Raw genomic sequence first — 16,488 nt, 5'->3', positions numbered from 1 at the left:
AAGTCGCCAATGCCCGCCGAATGCGCGGGACCAGAGAAACAGCCGGAAAGTCGGAACTTTCCCGCCCAATCGAGGTTTGGTCAAATCCAAAGACAATCATCTAATATGGGAGGAAGCCATGCCGGAAGATGTCTCGAACGCTCCTCAAGATCCATCAAATACCGCGCGTGCGTCGTTAGGGCGAGACGTTGCGGCCGGGCCTGCACACACCTCGCCAACGTTCGATCGTCTCACAGAAAAGGTATCCGAAGATCTCATGCAGGCACGCGACGAAATCGCAAAAGGCTCGGCGACCGTCATGGACGGGGTCGAGGAGACGATCGCCGGACAGAAAAATTTCCTAGCACGACAGATCAGCGGTCTTGCGACCGCCCTGGAAAAGGTAGGCGGTGAACTGGAAGGCAGCGATCAACGTGACATCGGGCAACTTACCAAGCGGATCGGTCAAGAGATTCACGCGATCGCCAAGGATTTGGAAGGACGAGATCTCGGCGAAATCGCAGGCATGGCGGAAGATTTCAGTCGCCGGGAACCTGTCGCCTTTTTGGGAGCGGCAGCTTTAGCCGGCCTCGTGGCAAGCCGGTTTTTGACCGCCTCGGCCAAGCGACCCAAGACGAAGACGGCGATCAATTCCGGAGGAAATCTCAATGGCTAAGCTGGCTGAAAACACACACTTGTCCGAACTAATAGGCGGCCTTCTTTCTGACCTGACCGGACTATTTCGCAAGGAGATCGATCTTGCAAAAACGGAAGCCTCCGAAAAACTGAGCAAAGCCTTGAGCGGCGTGGAGGTTTTGATGGTGGGTCTCGTACTTGCCATAGGCGCTGTCGGGATACTTCTCAGTGCCCTGGTCAGTGGCTTGGCGGCGGTTTTGACGCGCAATGGCATGAGCGAAATCACCGCAAACGCCGTGGCGGCCGTCATCATCGGCCTTATCATCGCGGCAATCGCCTGGCTGCTTATTTCGAGGGGTATTTCTGCGCTGCGGGGCACCCAACTGAAGCTTGACCGGACCACCGCATCGCTTCGGCGCGATTCCGCCATCCTCAAGGAGAAAGTGTGATGCCACATTCTTCGCAAAAATCATCGGCCGAACTGCAGCACGAGATCGACAGTGATCGTGAGAGGATCGAAGCTCGCATCGACGCGATTCAGGAGCGTATGTCGCCCGGACAGCTCGTGGATGAACTCATCGCCTATGCCAAGCGCACCGGTGGTGCAGACTATCTCAGTAATCTCGGAAGGGCGGTCAAAGACAATCCCTTACCCGTCGCGCTGATGGGCGTCAGCCTGGCATGGCTCGTCGCCAAACAGGGAGCGCCGTCGGAACAAACTGCGGCACGCGACGGCAAGAATATGCTGCCGCTCTATCCTGCCCGTGGCGCCATCACGCGGATCGGCCCGCCTGAAGAAAGTGGCGGTGTGCGCTATAGTCATTTCACCGATGAAGCTGGCGAGCGGTTCAGAGCGCTTACAGATGAAACGGGGCGGCGCGCAGGTGATTTTATCGATTCAACCGGGAAAGCCTATCGCGGCTTTTCGGATGCCGCAGGTGAGCGGATTTCTGCGATCCGCGATGAGGCCGGATCGATGCTTGACGCCTCGCTTGGCTGGGCCTCCGAAACGTGGGATGATGTCAAGGGGACGGTAGCAAGTTCTGCACAGACGATCGGCGAGGCCGCGAGTTCCCTTTCCAGTTCAGCAGCATCAACCGGAATGGTACTCAAGGAGCAGTCGAGCCGGTTGAATGACGCCATCGTGTCCCATTTTCGCGATCAGCCGTTCGTCAGTGGCGCTCTTGCCTTCGCAGCGGGTGCGGCCATCGGTGCGGCGCTTCCTCATTCGCAACGGGAAGATGACGTTCTCGGCGAAGCGGCCGATGCTGCCAAGGCTAAAGCCGCGTCGAAAATAAGCGACTCTGTGGATCGCGGCAAAGAGGTCGCTTCCGACCTGGTCGACAAGGTGGTCTCGGTGACTGCGGACATTCATGATGCCGCAAAGGATCGCATCAGCGAAGAGATCGACGAGTTTAAAAGCAAGAACGCTCCCAGCTAGATCAACAAGCGGTCAGCGCACGTACCCATTTGATAATGACCTGAGAGTCGAGCGAGAGCTGGGCGATGAGGAGCGGCTAGCAATCATCGGCAATATGATGAAGATGTGGAGTTCTCGAGTAGACCGGCGGTATATAGGGCTATCGCTTTATCGGGGCGGGAGCGGCTGGTCGGTTTAAAACACGCACGGCAAGAATTGGGATTCTCAAGGGGCCAGGGCAGTCCCAGCTTCGGCCTCAGCTGAGAATGGATCGTGGGGGACTTAGGCCAATTTCAAATACGTCTAGCGGCGGAGGCTGCATGCCTGATTATAGCGGATGGCGTGCGGCGATACTGTTTAATTCGCAGGAGTCCGTAACGACGCTGCGAAATATCCCGTAGCCGCCTGAGTCATCGAAGCTCACATTGGTGAACTCGCCGACGAAAACCATCTGCAACACGTGCACCCGAGACAACCCGATCATCGCGGTAGCCCGGTTGGTCGAAATCATTCCGGGCTTTCGCGAGGTCGCCTGCTTCCGCACTTCCGCCTTCAGATTTTCGATTTCGGAAACAGACACGCTGTCGCTGCTGTGTAGCGGAGCCTCCATCGTTTTACCGATCCGCTCGAGCAGGCCGTGTTTGATCATAGGCCTATAATCCATCGACATCGGATTGGAGGCTCGCAATTCCGTAACTCACGCTACAGCCAATCGAGCGTCCCTATGCCTTTCCCGGCTCATGAGCGATTCTCACGAGCGCTAGCTCCAGCTGGGATCCGCCATGGTAGAGCGCCCGAAAAGCGAGATTCACTGCGCCGGGATCTTCGCTGGCTTCGGCCATTTTGCTCCGACTTTCGCCGACAATGGCGCTGCCGAGGTCCCTTACAGAAGTCCTCCCAGTTCAAGATTGGCCGCCCCCCTGCGGGCCTTTTTGTGTACCATGTGACTTGAGAGCGGTCGTGATCAGGTTCGCCAATCTCACAGCGGCGAGCGCCGCCTGCTTCCGGGCGGTCGTCATCGCGTCGGTCTCATATTTCCGCTCTAGCTGATAGGGTGCGGTTCCGGGCTTCACGGGTTCGCCATACGCGAATTCAATGGCAAGCTTCTGGCTCTCATCGAGCCATTTTGCCGGATCGGTCTCCCCGGCAAGGGCCGCGTCTGGTTTCGGGAGCCTTGTATCGGAATTGGTCAGGCCATCGAAGATCGCGCCATAAGGCGTTGAATGGCCACCGAACAAGCTGTCCCAATAGGCGTGCAGCTTCGACTTGACCCCTTCGAACTGATGACATCTTCAAGGTTGCCGCCTTGGTCTCCGTGCATTGTGGGCCTTTGAAAACCGCGCGGTGCGTGGAGCGGTTGATGGGCATCGCCGACCAGATGAAGGAGCCAAACGAGGTCATAGGATCGCGCGCTGTCCGGGAGCCTCGAAGAGGACGACAGACCGGTAGTCAGGGTCTGCAGCAGTCGGTTGAAGAAAAATCGGATGATTAACGGAAGAGTGTGCGGTCCAATGTCATAGCAAAATCGGATAGAAGACCGAACTTGAAAATGTTGCTCAATTGGGCTACATAAGGATGGGACTTGATAAAGGAGACCAAAAGATGGCTGCAAACGCATACGTGCGCGCCCGCATTGAACCTTCTGTGAAGGATAGCGCTGCCTTGGTACTCGACAGCCTCGGACTGACCACCTCGGACATCATCCGTATTGTATTGACGAGGATCGCCCGAGATAAGGCACTTCCTGTCGAATTGACACGCCCCAACGCCAAAACTATCGCCGCGATGGAGGAAGCTCGGGCCATAAAAGCGGGTCACGGCAGGCATTTTGAGACTGCTGATGAACTGTTTGAATCACTTGAGGGACGCAAGGTTGTCAAGTGACAAGAAACGAGCGAAGTCCGCTTCCAGTAAGCGGGCATCGCTGCCACGGCAATCAAGTCATACCAAAGAATTTCGAAAAGACTGGGAACGCTTTTCCAGGTCCGGTCGATATGACACGGTCGCACTGAAGAAAGTCGTAGGCTTAATCGTCGATAACGATGGACCTCTGCCGGCTGAGCTGAAGGATCATGAGTTGACAGGCGATTGGAAAGACCATCGGGAATGTCACATCGGTGGCGATTTTCTGCTCATCTACACGATCGAGGAAACGAAAAATCTGGTCGTGTTCGTCGCCATCGGTACACACGCCGAACTATTTGAATGAAGCTCTCATTCACTCGTCCGTGTGCCGGTTGCGTGGCGCTCTCACGGACGGTTTCTCAGCTGCCGTAAAGCGCTGGTTAACGTCGATGCCTCAACCATCGCTGCCTGCAAGCGACGCGAGGATCACGCGGACCTCCGGTCTGGCAACGATGTGGACTGCATCCGGCAACGGAATGCAAAGCCGCTCCCGAACTTCGCTTTCGGGACACCGAGCCGCAAGACCTCTTCCCGAAAGAATATGGACGGCAACGTGGTATTGGGTGCGGTTAGTCCCTTTTCATATGCGAAATAACCCACTGGCTTCGCGACCGCCGAGCCAATTATTCCGGCATCTTCGAAAGCTTCGCGCTCGGCGGCCTTCGGCACCCTTGAAAAAGTCTTCCATGGAGACGCCGAGAGCCGGCGACAGATCGTAGAGAACGCTCGCACTGATGATGTCCCAGGGAGTGTCGGGAACAGGCACGTGACTGGCTCCGCGAGGTTGATCGCATCGCCACCGATGACGGCGTGCGCAGGATCCTGTTCTTCAGCACCGAGGTCGCCTTCCACCTGGCCCGCATGAATGCCGCTAAATCGAGCTGATCATAGTCGCTCGGGGTTGCTAGGGAACCGCCGACGGAACGCCTACTCTGATTTCCTTCGAAAAGTCCGGCGAAAGACCGTCGCGACGCGCACGTTCGGCGATATGGGAGGCTGTTTTGAGCACTTCCAGTGGTACTGACGTATTCAATGCACCTTGGTCGTACGCGTAGTCAGGCAGGTAGCCGTTGATGATCAACCGCCAGTCTAAGGGGGCGGCGGAACCGACCACGCGCATCATCCTGAGGACGGTCGTGGTGCAGTTGCTGGTCAGCGAATTATAAAACTGCGGGGTCTCGGCGAGCGCATTCGCGTCTGTCACATACTCCCGAAGCAAAGCGCGCGCCTGATCCGGAGAAGCATTGAGGCGGTAGACCTGCACGTCTTCGCCGCGAAAGTTGGATCGGACGCCGACCACATCCTTCTCTTCGGCGGCGACGATGACCAGCGGGTTGCTCTTGAACAGATCCGCGAGAGGCGAGAATGCACCTTCTTCGGAACGGCGAACCTCCACTGACCACGCAAGTTGCTCGCCGTTGTCGAACCCGAAACTGAAGATCACATGCCCGATTTCCGGTCCAGCCCAGTAGGACATGAACAAGTCGAGTGTCCGGAGCTTACTCATATCATAGCTCCGCGTAATCCACTGCTGCTTGGCTTCGGTGCCACTAGACCACGCAAAGGCTCTAACGTTGGTCAGTGTGAGCACATCTCCGTCGAAGGTTCCCGTGACCTGCCGCGCTACGTCGGCGGCCCATGGTCCATTTCTCGGAGGCTCAATCGTGTTCCACCAGATCACGACTGCTAGGAGGATCGCGACGAACCCGACGACCGCTTTGAAGCGCCAACGCGTGCAAATCGCGCCGATGCTCGAGAGGCCTAGAAGCGCGAAGAGCCCGGCTACGATGAACCTGACGAACTCGGGGGCGGGAAGGCGATACCACAATGCGAGTGTCGCCCATGCTGAGGCCAGGGTGAGGAGGAACGCCAGTACGCTCCAAAGTGCCAGCCGAAGCAACCGATGCAAGCTTCTCTCCCGCGTTTGGCCTCTCGAAGTTCTTGTGTGGGTTCAGCCGTCGCCCCGGCAACATTTAACGCCGCTCCCTCGTTTGCGATCCGCAGACCGTTTGGGGTGGCCTACAATAGCGCCAAGTCCTCCGTAAGAACACCTAAGGGAGAACCCTAATAGGCCCGCACGGTCGAACCCGGTATGCTGCCGTCGAGGTGTGCCATGGACCGCGGATGAACGCAGGAACTTCCGTCGCAGCGTCCGGGGCTGCTATGTCCCCGCCAGACGCGAATTGTCGATTGGAAGGCGCTCGCCGCATTATCCTCGTGCTGAATGGCGCATAGGGTCCTTACGCCGGAAGCGAGAGATGGACACACCGCCAATCATTGTCGATTACGCCAGCGTGATTGAGACATCCCTCGCGCCTGTGCTCCTTCTGGCTAGCACCGCAGCCTTTGTCGGGATCTACAATACGCGGCTGATAAGGCGATCCCCAAAGGAGGCTATTGCCCCAGTATTTGTGCTGCGCAGAAACGCTGACATACCGACCGAGGCCAACCTCCAAGCCCGACCGACAACCGAAGTGACGCTGGCACCTACGTGCACTGAGCATCATCGGTCACGCACGATCGCAGACACAACGTTGCTCTTAGCATCGGCGCGACAATCGCAGTCGCCATAGTCGCGGTTGGCGAGCGTACAAGCTTTCAATGGCGTGAACTCCAAGCTCAAGCCCTATGTGGTCGTTGGGAGCTTCTCCGGAAAACGCGGACTTGTCGCCTGAGATTGCGAATCCGCGGATCGGCATCGACTTCCGCCACGGAGAGCCAGGTCGTCATTCAATAGGACAATACTTCTGCTTTTAAGCTGTGTCATTTTCGCAAAATTTGGGACACTCGCTGAAATCTGCATCTTTCATCAGCAATTGACCCTGCCCAGAACATCGTCATAATAATTTTGCACACGTGCTCAATTTGTCATTCGGCCGTTATGTTCAACCCATAGAGCGGACATCGTCACGTTTTCGTGGGCTTTCGCAACGGCCGTCAAGCCACAGTGCTGACCCGTCAAGAGGCTTCACACTGTTCTTCTAGGGAGACGAAGAAGATGACCATTTTGCCGACGTTGAAATCCCTCACTATCGCGGCCACCATCCTGGCCTCGACCTCCGTATTCGCATTCGCCAAGGACATCACCATCAGCGTCTGGGCCGGCGGCACCGGTCCGAACGACGTCTACCGCCTGGACGCCATCGAGATCGCAGCCCAGCAGCTGCAGCGCCAAGCCGCCCTCAAGGGCGAGGACCTGAAAATCACCGTCGAGAAGAAGGCCTATTCCGGTTGGGACGACTTCAAGCAGGCGCTCACCCTTGCCGCTGAAGCCAAGACCGCCCCTAACATCGTCGTTAGCGGCCATGAAGACATCGCGCCGTGGTCACAGGCAGGCCTCATCGTTCCGATCGAGGATTACGTCGATCTCGATGCCTGGCCGCTCAACGGCATCTATGAGAACCTGCTGAAGATCGCCTCCTACAATGGCGCCGTCTACGGCATTCCGCAGGACGCCGAATCCCGCCCGATGTTCTTCTGGAAGCCGTACATGAAGGCAATCGGCTACAGCGACGCCGATCTCGATGCGCTGCCGCAGAGCGTCCAGGACGGCAAATACACTATGAAGAACCTGCTCGAAGACGCCAAGAAGATGCAGGACAAGGGTCTCGTTCAGCCCGGTTACGGCTTCTATCCACGCGCCAGCAATGGCCCCGACTACTGGCAGTTCTACACCTCGTTCGGCGGCACGATGGAAGAAAACGGCAAGCTTGTTTTTGACAAGGCCGCCATGACCCGAACCTATCAGTTCTTTGCCGACGCCGTTAAGGCAGGCGTCACGAAGAAGAACCACATCGGCATGCCGGGCGATCAGTGGTGGAAGGAAGTCGCCACCGGCAAGGCTGGCATCTGGGACGCCGGCACCTGGCATTATGCCCGTCTCGTCAACCAGGAAGGTCTCAAGGACTTCTTCGGCAATGTGATCTTCACCCTGATCCCGGCCGGCGAAGGCGGCAAGGCCAACACGCTGACCCACCCGCTCGTCTACCTCCTGACTGCAGGTCACGACAAGGAAGATACCGATATCGCCGCACAGCTGATCACGATCGCATCCGAGCCGCGCACCAACGCGCTGCATGCGGTCAAGTCGGCTCATCTCGGCATTTCCGAAGCGGAATCGGAAGTCGATTTCTATTCGGCCGACCGCTGGACCCGCGAAGCTACCGAGCGCCTGCTGCCGCACGCCAATGCCATGCCGAACAATTCCGATTTCGGCAAATATTGGAACATCATGTGGAAGAATCTCCAGGCATCCTGGACCGGCGACAAGACCGTCGATGCCGCCATCGGCGACGCCGAGAGCGAGCTGAAGAGCACGCTCGGCGATAAGATCGTCATCCGCTAAGGGCGAGCACTCTTCCGGGCGGTGGCAATCCCGCCGCTCGGTCGATCCCGCGAGGAGCCGTCCATGAAATCGTCCAGAACGCTCGGACTGGTGATGATCGCGCCTGCGGCGATCATGATCATCCTATTCTTCCTGCTGCCGGTCGTTCTGACGGCGGTCTTCTCGATGACCAGTATGTCAACCGCCACCGGCATTTCCGGCGGTGTCTACCAGATCGCCCCCAATTCGCTGATCACACTAAAATCGGCGATGCCAGATATCGCCGCCGAAATAGCCGAGCCGCGCTATGCGATCGACGAGGCGGGCCTCAAGGCCGTGGAAGGCCTCGGCCTTGCGCCCGGCATCGCCCAGGAATTGCGCGCCAAACATGCCGGTGAGGTCTTCCCGACACGCCGCGAGGCCGAGCGCATGATAAAGGATCTTGCCGAGCGACCTTCGACGCGCGACGTCAAGCAGATTTCCGAACAATTCAACCGCTCCGTCCTCAACACGCGTTTCGACAGCAAGCAACAGCTCTTTTCAGCACTGGATAGCCTGGGGCTGAAGCTGACGCCGGAGCAAAAGGAAACCGTCGCCAAGGCCACTTATACCGGTTGGACCTGGACGAGCGACAATTTCTCACGCCTGGCGAGCTCGCCCGATATGGCGCATGTGCTCTTGAACACAGCGCTCTACGTCGCACTGGTCTTGACGCTCTTCAACGTCGGCTATGCACTGCTGCTGGCGATCTGGACGCATTACATGCCGCCAAGGCCGGCCTCGATCTTCCGCGGCATCTGGCTGCTGCCGCGCATCACCCCGGTCGTCATCTACGTGATGATGTGGAAATGGCTCGCCTGGGATACCGGCTTCATCTCGGCGCTGATGGGTAAGTTCGGCTATCCCCCGAAGAACTATCTGCTGGACACGGCCTATCATGCCTGGTTCTTCGTCGTGCTGATCAATGGCTTCATCGGCGCCTCGATGGGCATGCTGGTCTTCGCTTCGGCAATGAAGGCCATTCCCAAGAGCCAGTTTTATGCAAGCGAAGTCGACGGCGCGTCGCGCTGGCAGCAGATCCGCTACATCATCCTGCCGCAGATGCGCTGGCCGATCCTCTTCGTCACCTGCTACCAGACGCTGTCGCTGCTCGCTTCCTTCAACGAAATCCTGCTTGCCACCAATGGCGGGCCGGGCAACTCGACCGAGGTGTGGGCGCTTGCCGCCTATCACACCGCGCTCCGGAATTATGCCGGCAATCTTGAATACGGGCTGGGCGCGGCCATGGCGCTGGTGCTGGTCGTCATCGGCGTGACGCTGTCGCTTCTTTATTTGCGCGTCTTCAACTACGGCACGCTTGTCGCCAAGCCACTGATCGAGGATTGACCATGGCCGAACAATCGCAGCCATCGGCAAATTATCGCAGCTGGCCCGTCATATCGGCACTGACTATCGTCAGCCTGCCGCTGCTCCTGATGTATGTCTACCTCTTCCTCGACACGGTGACGGTCAAGCAAGCGGATGCGCTGCTGCCCTCCGGCTTCACGCTCGATCATTGGCGCTTCTTATGGCAGACGACGGCGGGCAAGGCCAGCATCTGGCAGGTAACGCTGAATACGCTGCTCTTTTCCGCCTGTACCACCAGTCTCGTGCTCGTCGTTTCATCAATGGCAGGCTACGTGCTGTCGCGGCTCAACGTGCCGGCGCGCGGCTTCTTCCTTGCCGGCGTCATGGTGCTCCACGCCTTCCCGTCGGTAACGCTGATCATCGCCATCTTCATCGTGCTGCAGATGATCGGCCTCTACAATTCACTGATCGGCGTCATCCTGGTGAAGGCCGCGATCGACCTGCCGCTTGGCATCTGGCTGATGAAGGGCTTCTACGACACCGTGCCCTGGGAAATCGAAATGGCCGGCGTCGTCGACGGCGCCTCGCGTTTTCGTGTCTGGCGCAGCCTGGTGTTGCCCCAGGTCCAACCTGGCATCATGGCACTCGGCCTGTTTTCCTTCCTCTCCGGCTGGGGCGAATTCATCCTGCCGCAGGTGCTGGCGCCCGGCAACGAAGTGCAGGTGCTTTCGGTGTATCTCGCGGGCTTTCTCGCCGACGACAACAATTACGATTTCAACATGTTCAAGGCGGTCGGCATTTTTTACTTCGTTCCAGTTCTGATCGCTTACGCACTCTTCAACAAATACCTCATGAATATTTACGGCGGCGGGAGCAAAGGCTGATGCGGATCCTCCTCGACAATTTTTCGAAAAGCTTCGGCTCCACCAAGGTCATTGAGAACATGCAACTCGAAGTCGGCAGCGGCGAGATGCTGGCGCTGCTCGGCCCATCGGGCTGCGGCAAATCGACGACGCTCTTTGCAGTCTGCGGCATTCACCGGCCGACGGGAGGACGCATCCTTTTCGGCGATCGCGACGTCACCGATCTGCCGAGCCAGTCCCGCAATGTCGGCGTCGTCTTCCAGTCCTATGCGCTCTATCCGCACATGACGGTTGCCGAAAATATCGGCTTTCCCTTGAAGGTGAAGGGCGTCGTTGCAGCCGAGATCCGTAAGGAGGTCGACCGCATCGCAGCCCTTGTCCAGATCGGCAAGCTGATGGACCGCAAGCCCGCTCAACTCTCCGGCGGCCAGCAACAACGTGTGGCGCTGGCGCGCGCGCTGATCCGCAAGCCGGACGTGCTGCTGCTCGACGAGCCGCTCGCCAATCTCGACGCCAAGCTGCGCCTGGAAATGCGCTCGGAAATCCGCCGCATCCAGCGCGAGACCGGTATTACTGCCATTCTCGTGACCCACGATCAGGTGGAGGCAATGAGCATGTGCGACCGCATCGCCATCATGAAGGATGGCGAGATCGTGCAGATCGCCACACCGGCCGAGATGTATAATGACCCGCGGACCTCTTTCGTCGCCGGCTTCCTCGGAAATCCGCCGATCACTTTCCTGCGTGGTGTGATGAAGGACGGCGCTTTTGCCATGCCCGAAAGCGAAATTCGTGTTCCGGTATCGGTGGAGGCTGCCGAGGGCACCAAGCTGACGCTTGGCGTGCGTCCCGAACATTTCAATCCCGCCGGTGACGTTGCCGTCGCCGGCAAGGTCACCTTCGCCGAAACACAGGGCCGAGAGAACCTCTATGACGTGCAGCTCAAAGGCGGCTCGCTGCTGCGTTCCATCCAGCCGGTCCGTAACGACATTGCCATCGGCGACGAGGTGAAGTGGGCAATCGACAGCAAGGGCGTGTTCGTCTTTGACGAAGAGGGCCGGAGGCTTTGAGCGATGCGTGATTTCTCATCTTTCTTCGAACGCTATCGTTGGCCTTCAAACAAGGGAACGCTGCCCTTCTGCATCGGTCATCGCGGCGCCAGTGGCCATGAGCGGGAAAACACACTCGACGCCTTTGAGCGTGCCGCCGAGCTCGGCGCCGAAATGTGGGAGCTCGATACGCAGCTCACCAAGGACGGCGTGGTCGTCGTCTCCCACGACGATCATCTTGAGCGCGTCTTCGGCATCAACCGCCGTATTTCCGAGATGACGGCGGCCGAGCTTGCTGTCCTTGAAGGCGTCGATGTTCCGACCTTCGAAGCGGTCGCTGCGCTCGGCCGGCGGACCAAAACAGGCCTCTATATCGAGCTGAAGGCGGCGGGTACGGGCCTTCTGTGCTGGAAGCACTTGAATGAAAAGAACCAGCGCTTTGCCTGCCTCGGTTCTTTCGATACCGCGCAAGTGCGCGAACTGCGCGATGCCGGCTGCGACTACCCGCTCTCAGTCCTGGTCCGCGTCGGACATGATCCGCATGCGGCGGGTGACGAGGCGGGCGCCGATATCCTGCATCTCTGCTGGGAGCGGGCCGGTGAACGGCCGCAGGATCTCGTAAGCGAAGAGCTGATGCAGCGGGCTTTCCGCGAAGGCCGTGAGATCGTGCTGTGGCACGAGGAACGGCCGGCGATCCTTTCCGACATCATGAAGCTTCCGGTGCTCGGTATCTGCACCGATCTACCAGACCTGATGCGCCCGGCCGTTTGGGGTGAAAGACATGGCAGATAAGGAAAACAAGGGACCAAGAAAGGTCACGTCCTTCGACGTGGCGCGCGTAGCGGGTGTCTCACGCGCCGCCGTTTCGCGCGCCTTCACGCCGGATGCCAGCGTTTCCCCCAAGACGCGCGAAAAAGTCTATCAGGCTGCCACGGAGCTCGGCTATCGGGTGAATTATCTCGCCCGCAGCCTCACCAACAAGCGCTCCGATCTCGTCGGCCTTGTCGCCGCCGGTCTCGACAACCCGTTCCGTACGCTGCAGATCGAGCATCTGGCGCGGGTGCTGATTGCCCGTAATTTCCGTCCGATCCTGCTGCCGACCTCGAAGGAAGCCGACACGTCGACGGTCATCGGTCAGTTGCTGCATTACGCCGTCTCCGGCGTCATCGTCACCTCGGACGCACCGCCGACGGAAATCTGCGAGCAATGCGCGGCCGAAGGCGTGCCGATCGTACTGATCAACAAGGGCAACGATATCCCATTCGTCGATCGCATCATTTCCGACGATCGCATGGCCGGCCATCTCGCCGCCACGCATCTGATCGAAAACGGCGCCAAGGCGCCGGCGGTCATGGCGGCACCCGCTATTTCCTTTACTGCAAGGCGGCGCAGTGAGGCCTTCATGGCGGCTTGCCGAGAGCTGGACATCGAGCCGCGCATGATCGAGGTGAAGATCAACGATTATCGCAACGGCTATGATTCGGCCGCCGACCTTGTTTCGCGGGGTATCGACGGTCTTTTCTGCGCCAACGACTATATGGCCTGCGGGGTGATCGACCGCATCATGCAGCGGCTTGGTCGTGAGGATCAGGCGCCGTTGCGCATCATCGGCCATGACGACATTCCCCAGGCAGGCTGGGCGGCCTACGACCTCACCACCATCCGCCAGCCCTGCGACCTACAGGCCGAACAAACGGCCGATCTGCTGATGACCAGGATGGCCAAGCCGGAGATGACGGCCCGCGTGGAATTCACCCCTGTGACGCTGATTAAGAGAAGGACTGCTTGATGAATTCCGTATTCGATGCCTCTGCCCTGACCGCACGGGCGGTGGTCGCAATCGACGTGGCCCGCCAGGTTGGACGCGAAGCCGCACGCTTCAGGCGTGAAGGAAACGCAGGCACCCTGCACGTCGAAAACAAGGGATTGCAGGACTTCGTCACCGTCGCGGATAGGCGGGCAGAACAGGCAATCCGAGAAGGGCTGCTGGCGCGCTTTCCTGATGATACGTTTATGGGCGAGGAAACCGGCGGGCGGTCCGGCTCCGCCGGTACCTGGGTCGTCGATCCCATCGACGGAACGACAAATTACATCAGGGGCTTTCGCCACTGGGGCGTCTCCATCGCCTTCGTCGTCGATGGCAAGGTGGAGATCGGCGTGGTCTATGACGCGGCCAACGATCAGGTCTTTTCCGCAATCCGCGGCAATGGTGCATTTAAGGAGAGCCAGCCGATTCAGGCCGCTCCAACGACCGATCCCGCAAATGCGATCGTCATTCTCGGCCATTCGCGCAAGACGAGTTTTGACGACTATGCGGCACTGTCGAAGCGATTATACGAACGCGGCATGGATTATCGCCGCATGGGGGCAGCGGCAATCGATCTCGTCCGTGTGGCCGAAGGCGTTTCCGACCTCTTCTACGAGCGGCATCTTAACGCCTGGGATATGCTGGCCGGCGCCCTGATCGCCGCCGAGGCGGGTGCCAAGGTCACCATCCCGCCTGTCGACACGCTGCTCGAAGATGGCGGCCCCATCATCGCTCACTCACCGGGCCTTGCCGAGGAATTCGCCTTCCTTATCGAATTCGAGGGTTTGGCAGGCTGATCAGCTCGCCATACGCTTCAACCATGCCCGCTCGGTGGCCGGGGCTTCATCCGTGGTGACTTGATCGGGCTTCAACGCCATCAGAGCTGAGAAATTTCCCCATTCGGCATCGGTAAAACCGCTATCGGGGTCCTTCAGCGTGAAGGTCCAGGCATCGACCCGCTTGCCCTCGCTGTGGCACAGCGCGATCATATCGAGGTCTGCCTTGGCAGCATCGAGCAACATCTGCCAGTTGAGATAGATGGTTTCCGGTTCGGTCGGACCGCGCAGATCGGCCAGCAACTCCTTTTCGGCCGCATTCCAGTCCCCAGCCCTACAGATATCGTCGAGCTTGTCGGTGGGGTCGATGCCGCGCCGCAGATGCGGCAGCTTCTCCTTGACGGCCAGGATCAGCTCCAGGCTTGCGCCACTGACGATGACGGAGGCGGAAATTTGCTGCAGGTGTTCAGCGAGATGGGCAATCCCTTTTTCGCCGATCACACCGTAATCATCCTTCATGTCGAACTGCAGCAGCGCATTCGGATGGGCTGATTGCAGCATCGCGGCCAGATCTTCGCTGGTAAGCAGGGGACGATTGCCCTCCTTCATGCGCAGGTCGCGCAGATCCGAAAGGCTCTTTTCTGCAATTATGCCGTGTCCGGACGTCTCGCCTTCCAGCTCCTTGTCATGCAGCACGACAAAACCGCCGTCGGCGCGGACCCGAAGGTCGAGTTCCATCGAGGCGCCAGCCCTGAAGCCTTCCGCCATCACCTCAGCCGAAAATAGCGGGTCGGCCATGCGTCGACGCAGACGGTGCCATTTCAGTAGGGTCGGATGACCCTCAAACTCTATCCGAAGCCCTCTCGCATCAGCCATTTCGTCTTCCTCGTCATCGTCTTCGGTGCCTTCGTGCATCGGAAAGCCTCGATTCTCAAGGGGCCGGCGATAGATTGGCGCCTCCATAAGAAGAGCGCTTTTTCATCAGCTATTCCCGCCGGGGTATCATCATGCCGGGCAGGTCAGGAAATTAGAATAGTAGTTTTGTAGACAATGTATCGCGACCGGCAGAACCATGCGAAGATCACCACCGAGGTTCTCTAGGAGGTGGCGTATGTTTACGGCATTCAGAACATTCCTTGCGAAGCTTTTCCGAGGCGACGCGCAACGAGCTTTCGAGATACCCACCGCCGCCACGGTGGCAGACGCTGAAAGCCGCTTGCGCAGCCTGCGCGAGGAAGAACTCTTCTTCTGGCAGCCCACCCCGCTCTCCTGGTATTGACGGTCAGTCGCTGTACGCATTCGCGACCGCTTCCGATGCGGTGCCTATATCGGCCGGGAGACCGGCTTGGCGAAGTGCAGCGCCATAGGCCACGATATTTGCGAGCACGGCTTGGAAGGTCGCCCGCGCACCTGTGTGGTTGATACGCACGAGATGAGATGAACCTGTCCCCACACCGGGTGTGAATTCGACGCCCAGCCTTGCTGCAAAGCCAATGATAGGCGTGGCTTCCATTCCCGACGGTAGGGACACCGTCGTCACAAGGTTCGATCCCTGCTCGGCCGGCACCCAAAGATTAGCGCCCAGCGCTGTAAGGCCGGCCCGACTTGCAAAAGCGGCTTTCTCATGGCGAGCGAGGACCTGTCCGAGGCCTTCTGCCTCGACGCGGTCGAGGGCAGCTTCCAGCGCAAAAAGTTCCAGCGGCGCCGGCGTTCCCGGCAAGGCGTCGCGACCGGCATCCGCCCAGGTCTTCAGATCAGCCAGCGCCAGGATGGAATTATGGGGAGCATCGTCATGGAGGATCAGCTCCCAGGCATTCTGGCCGACTGACAGAGCGGAAACGCCGGCCGGTCCGCCGAGCGCTTTCTGTGGGCCGATCACGGCGATGTCGATGCCCAGCGCATCGACTTCGAGCGGATGGCCGCCGACGGAGGCAACGGCGTCGACTATCGTGACAATGCCGCGCGCCTTTGCGAGAGCAATGATCTCGGGCAGCGGATTGAGAATACCGCTTGCCGATTCCGCATGGACGAGCGCCAGCGCGCGGACATTGGGATTGGCATCCAACGCGACGGCGACCGCCACGGCCTCGATCGGCCGGCCTGGCTGAGCGACAATATCGATGACGTTGGCGCCACCGCGCCGCAACCATTGTCCAAACCAGCTGCCATAGGGGCTCGTGACCACGTTCAGCGCCGAAAGGCCTGGTCGTGCAAGGCTGGTCGCAACGGCCTCGAGCGCCACTACGGCCTCCGCCTGCACCAGCAGAACGTCGTTATCCGTGCGCAGGAGCCTGCCGATGCGGTGGGCGAGACTGGCGTAGCGTTCTGCCGGATAGACTGGGACACCATAGAGCGGATTCCAGGCGACTTCGGTCATGGGCA

The 16,488-nt window shown here is 59.1% G+C and carries 19 protein-coding genes; 13 read left to right on the top strand and 6 right to left on the bottom strand.

Annotation, left to right across the window (positions count from 1 at the left end; genetic code table 11):
- Positions 1-118: 118 nt before the first annotated feature.
- The 3 genes from FHX15_RS15070 to FHX15_RS15060 are packed head-to-tail and all read left to right on the top strand — an operon-like array spanning position 119 to position 2,056.
- Positions 119-655 (top strand): nutrient deprivation-induced protein, encoded by a 537-nt coding sequence (locus FHX15_RS15070; protein ID WP_184398361.1) that lies wholly within the window; start codon positions 119-121, stop codon positions 653-655.
- Positions 648-1,064 carry a phage holin family protein gene (locus tag FHX15_RS15065; protein WP_184398359.1) on the top strand — a complete coding sequence of 139 codons (417 nt, stop codon included), beginning with the start codon at positions 648-650 and terminating at the stop codon, positions 1,062-1,064. The genes FHX15_RS15070 and FHX15_RS15065 overlap by 8 nt, the downstream gene beginning before the upstream one ends.
- Positions 1,064-2,056 (top strand): DUF3618 domain-containing protein, encoded by a 993-nt coding sequence (locus FHX15_RS15060; RefSeq protein ID WP_184398357.1) that lies wholly within the window; start codon positions 1,064-1,066, stop codon positions 2,054-2,056. Before FHX15_RS15065 ends, FHX15_RS15060 begins: the two co-directional genes overlap by 1 nt.
- Positions 2,057-2,363: 307 nt before the next feature.
- Here FHX15_RS15060 and FHX15_RS15055 read toward each other — a convergent pair whose 3' ends face one another.
- The 3 genes from FHX15_RS15055 to FHX15_RS31775 form a co-directional block, all read right to left on the bottom strand.
- On the bottom strand, positions 2,364-2,684 hold the full coding sequence (locus FHX15_RS15055) for a hypothetical protein (protein ID WP_184398356.1): 321 nt from the start codon (positions 2,682-2,684) through the stop codon (positions 2,364-2,366).
- 253 nt (positions 2,685-2,937) lie between these two features.
- Positions 2,938-3,273 carry a S1/P1 nuclease gene (locus FHX15_RS31470; RefSeq protein ID WP_409527016.1) on the bottom strand — a complete coding sequence of 112 codons (336 nt, stop codon included), beginning with the start codon at positions 3,271-3,273 and terminating at the stop codon, positions 2,938-2,940.
- Positions 3,225-3,653, bottom strand: a complete 429-nt coding sequence (locus FHX15_RS31775; protein ID WP_184398354.1) for a S1/P1 nuclease — start codon at positions 3,651-3,653, stop codon at positions 3,225-3,227. Before FHX15_RS31775 ends, FHX15_RS31470 begins: the two co-directional genes overlap by 49 nt.
- Between FHX15_RS31775 and FHX15_RS15040 the strand changes: the two genes are divergently transcribed.
- Positions 3,638-3,919: a type II toxin-antitoxin system RelB/DinJ family antitoxin gene (locus FHX15_RS15040; RefSeq protein ID WP_184398352.1), complete on the top strand. Its 282-nt coding sequence runs from the start codon at positions 3,638-3,640 to the stop codon at positions 3,917-3,919. The genes FHX15_RS31775 and FHX15_RS15040 overlap by 16 nt on opposite strands.
- On the top strand, positions 3,909-4,244 hold the full coding sequence (locus FHX15_RS15035) for a type II toxin-antitoxin system YafQ family toxin (RefSeq protein WP_210290716.1): 336 nt from the start codon (positions 3,909-3,911) through the stop codon (positions 4,242-4,244). Before FHX15_RS15040 ends, FHX15_RS15035 begins: the two co-directional genes overlap by 11 nt.
- Before the next feature lie 600 nt (positions 4,245-4,844).
- Here FHX15_RS15035 and FHX15_RS15030 read toward each other — a convergent pair.
- On the bottom strand, positions 4,845-5,849 hold the full coding sequence (locus FHX15_RS15030; RefSeq protein ID WP_184398348.1) for a DUF4105 domain-containing protein: 1,005 nt from the start codon (positions 5,847-5,849) through the stop codon (positions 4,845-4,847).
- 1,089 nt (positions 5,850-6,938) lie between these two features.
- Here FHX15_RS15030 and FHX15_RS15025 point away from each other — a divergent pair.
- The 7 genes from FHX15_RS15025 (at position 6,939) to FHX15_RS14995 (ending at position 14,127) form a co-directional block, all read left to right on the top strand.
- The gene (locus FHX15_RS15025; RefSeq protein WP_184398346.1) at positions 6,939-8,285 is read left to right on the top strand and encodes an extracellular solute-binding protein; all 1,347 of its coding nucleotides are present in this window, start codon (positions 6,939-6,941) and stop codon (positions 8,283-8,285) included.
- Between the two features lie 63 nt (positions 8,286-8,348).
- Positions 8,349-9,650, top strand: a complete 1,302-nt coding sequence (locus tag FHX15_RS15020) for a carbohydrate ABC transporter permease (RefSeq protein ID WP_184398344.1) — start codon at positions 8,349-8,351, stop codon at positions 9,648-9,650.
- A gap of 2 nt (positions 9,651-9,652) precedes the next feature.
- Positions 9,653-10,495 carry a carbohydrate ABC transporter permease gene (locus tag FHX15_RS15015; protein WP_184398342.1) on the top strand — a complete coding sequence of 281 codons (843 nt, stop codon included), beginning with the start codon at positions 9,653-9,655 and terminating at the stop codon, positions 10,493-10,495.
- Positions 10,495-11,544 (top strand): ABC transporter ATP-binding protein, encoded by a 1,050-nt coding sequence (locus FHX15_RS15010; protein ID WP_184398340.1) that lies wholly within the window; start codon positions 10,495-10,497, stop codon positions 11,542-11,544. The genes FHX15_RS15015 and FHX15_RS15010 overlap by 1 nt, the downstream gene beginning before the upstream one ends.
- A gap of 3 nt (positions 11,545-11,547) precedes the next feature.
- Positions 11,548-12,315 carry a glycerophosphodiester phosphodiesterase gene (locus tag FHX15_RS15005; RefSeq protein ID WP_184398338.1) on the top strand — a complete coding sequence of 256 codons (768 nt, stop codon included), beginning with the start codon at positions 11,548-11,550 and terminating at the stop codon, positions 12,313-12,315.
- Positions 12,305-13,312 carry a LacI family DNA-binding transcriptional regulator gene (locus FHX15_RS15000; protein WP_184398336.1) on the top strand — a complete coding sequence of 336 codons (1,008 nt, stop codon included), beginning with the start codon at positions 12,305-12,307 and terminating at the stop codon, positions 13,310-13,312. The genes FHX15_RS15005 and FHX15_RS15000 overlap by 11 nt, the downstream gene beginning before the upstream one ends.
- Positions 13,312-14,127, top strand: coding sequence for an inositol monophosphatase family protein (locus tag FHX15_RS14995; RefSeq protein ID WP_184398334.1), 816 nt, complete (start codon positions 13,312-13,314; stop codon positions 14,125-14,127). The genes FHX15_RS15000 and FHX15_RS14995 overlap by 1 nt, the downstream gene beginning before the upstream one ends.
- On the opposite strand, the gene FHX15_RS14990 is transcribed toward FHX15_RS14995, so the two are convergent.
- Positions 14,128-15,021, bottom strand: coding sequence for a glycerophosphodiester phosphodiesterase family protein (locus tag FHX15_RS14990; protein ID WP_246778961.1), 894 nt, complete (start codon positions 15,019-15,021; stop codon positions 14,128-14,130).
- A 196-nt stretch (positions 15,022-15,217) separates the two neighbouring features.
- On the opposite strand from FHX15_RS14990, the gene FHX15_RS14985 reads away from it, so the two are divergent.
- Entirely contained in the window at positions 15,218-15,385 is a 168-nt protein-coding gene (locus FHX15_RS14985; protein ID WP_184398332.1) for a hypothetical protein, read from the top strand.
- 3 nt (positions 15,386-15,388) lie between these two features.
- Here the strand turns inward: FHX15_RS14985 and FHX15_RS14980 are convergent, their stop codons facing one another.
- Positions 15,389-16,483: an alanine--glyoxylate aminotransferase family protein gene (locus FHX15_RS14980; protein WP_184398331.1), complete on the bottom strand. Its 1,095-nt coding sequence runs from the start codon at positions 16,481-16,483 to the stop codon at positions 15,389-15,391.
- Positions 16,484-16,488: the final 5 nt, after the last annotated feature.

Origin of the sequence: Rhizobium sp. BK650 (assembly GCF_014195325.1) — a bacterium.
Taxonomy (GTDB): domain Bacteria; phylum Pseudomonadota; class Alphaproteobacteria; order Rhizobiales; family Rhizobiaceae; genus Rhizobium.
Note: the sequence above shows the minus strand (reverse complement) of the source record. Positions and strands in the feature narration are given on the sequence as shown.

Bases quoted from the DNA above. Each gene is read 5' to 3' on its own strand.
- FHX15_RS15015 (WP_184398342.1), top strand. From the start codon at position 9,653: ATGGCCGAACAATCGCAGCCATCGGCAAATTATCGCAGCTGGCCCGTC.
- FHX15_RS15060 (WP_184398357.1), top strand. From the start codon at position 1,064: ATGCCACATTCTTCGCAAAAATCATCGGCCGAACTGCAGCACGAGATC.
- FHX15_RS15000 (WP_184398336.1), top strand. From the start codon at position 12,305: ATGGCAGATAAGGAAAACAAGGGACCAAGAAAGGTCACGTCCTTCGAC.
- FHX15_RS15010 (WP_184398340.1), top strand. From the start codon at position 10,495: ATGCGGATCCTCCTCGACAATTTTTCGAAAAGCTTCGGCTCCACCAAG.
- FHX15_RS15025 (WP_184398346.1), top strand. From the start codon at position 6,939: ATGACCATTTTGCCGACGTTGAAATCCCTCACTATCGCGGCCACCATC.
- FHX15_RS31775 (WP_184398354.1), bottom strand. From the start codon at position 3,653: ATGCGTTTGCAGCCATCTTTTGGTCTCCTTTATCAAGTCCCATCCTTA.
- FHX15_RS14985 (WP_184398332.1), top strand. From the start codon at position 15,218: ATGTTTACGGCATTCAGAACATTCCTTGCGAAGCTTTTCCGAGGCGAC.
- FHX15_RS15070 (WP_184398361.1), top strand. From the start codon at position 119: ATGCCGGAAGATGTCTCGAACGCTCCTCAAGATCCATCAAATACCGCG.
- FHX15_RS15065 (WP_184398359.1), top strand. From the start codon at position 648: ATGGCTAAGCTGGCTGAAAACACACACTTGTCCGAACTAATAGGCGGC.
- FHX15_RS14990 (WP_246778961.1), bottom strand. From the start codon at position 15,021: ATGCACGAAGGCACCGAAGACGATGACGAGGAAGACGAAATGGCTGAT.
- FHX15_RS14980 (WP_184398331.1), bottom strand. From the start codon at position 16,483: ATGACCGAAGTCGCCTGGAATCCGCTCTATGGTGTCCCAGTCTATCCG.
- FHX15_RS15020 (WP_184398344.1), top strand. From the start codon at position 8,349: ATGAAATCGTCCAGAACGCTCGGACTGGTGATGATCGCGCCTGCGGCG.
- FHX15_RS15040 (WP_184398352.1), top strand. From the start codon at position 3,638: ATGGCTGCAAACGCATACGTGCGCGCCCGCATTGAACCTTCTGTGAAG.
- FHX15_RS14995 (WP_184398334.1), top strand. From the start codon at position 13,312: ATGAATTCCGTATTCGATGCCTCTGCCCTGACCGCACGGGCGGTGGTC.
- FHX15_RS15005 (WP_184398338.1), top strand. From the start codon at position 11,548: ATGCGTGATTTCTCATCTTTCTTCGAACGCTATCGTTGGCCTTCAAAC.
- FHX15_RS15055 (WP_184398356.1), bottom strand. From the start codon at position 2,684: ATGATCAAACACGGCCTGCTCGAGCGGATCGGTAAAACGATGGAGGCT.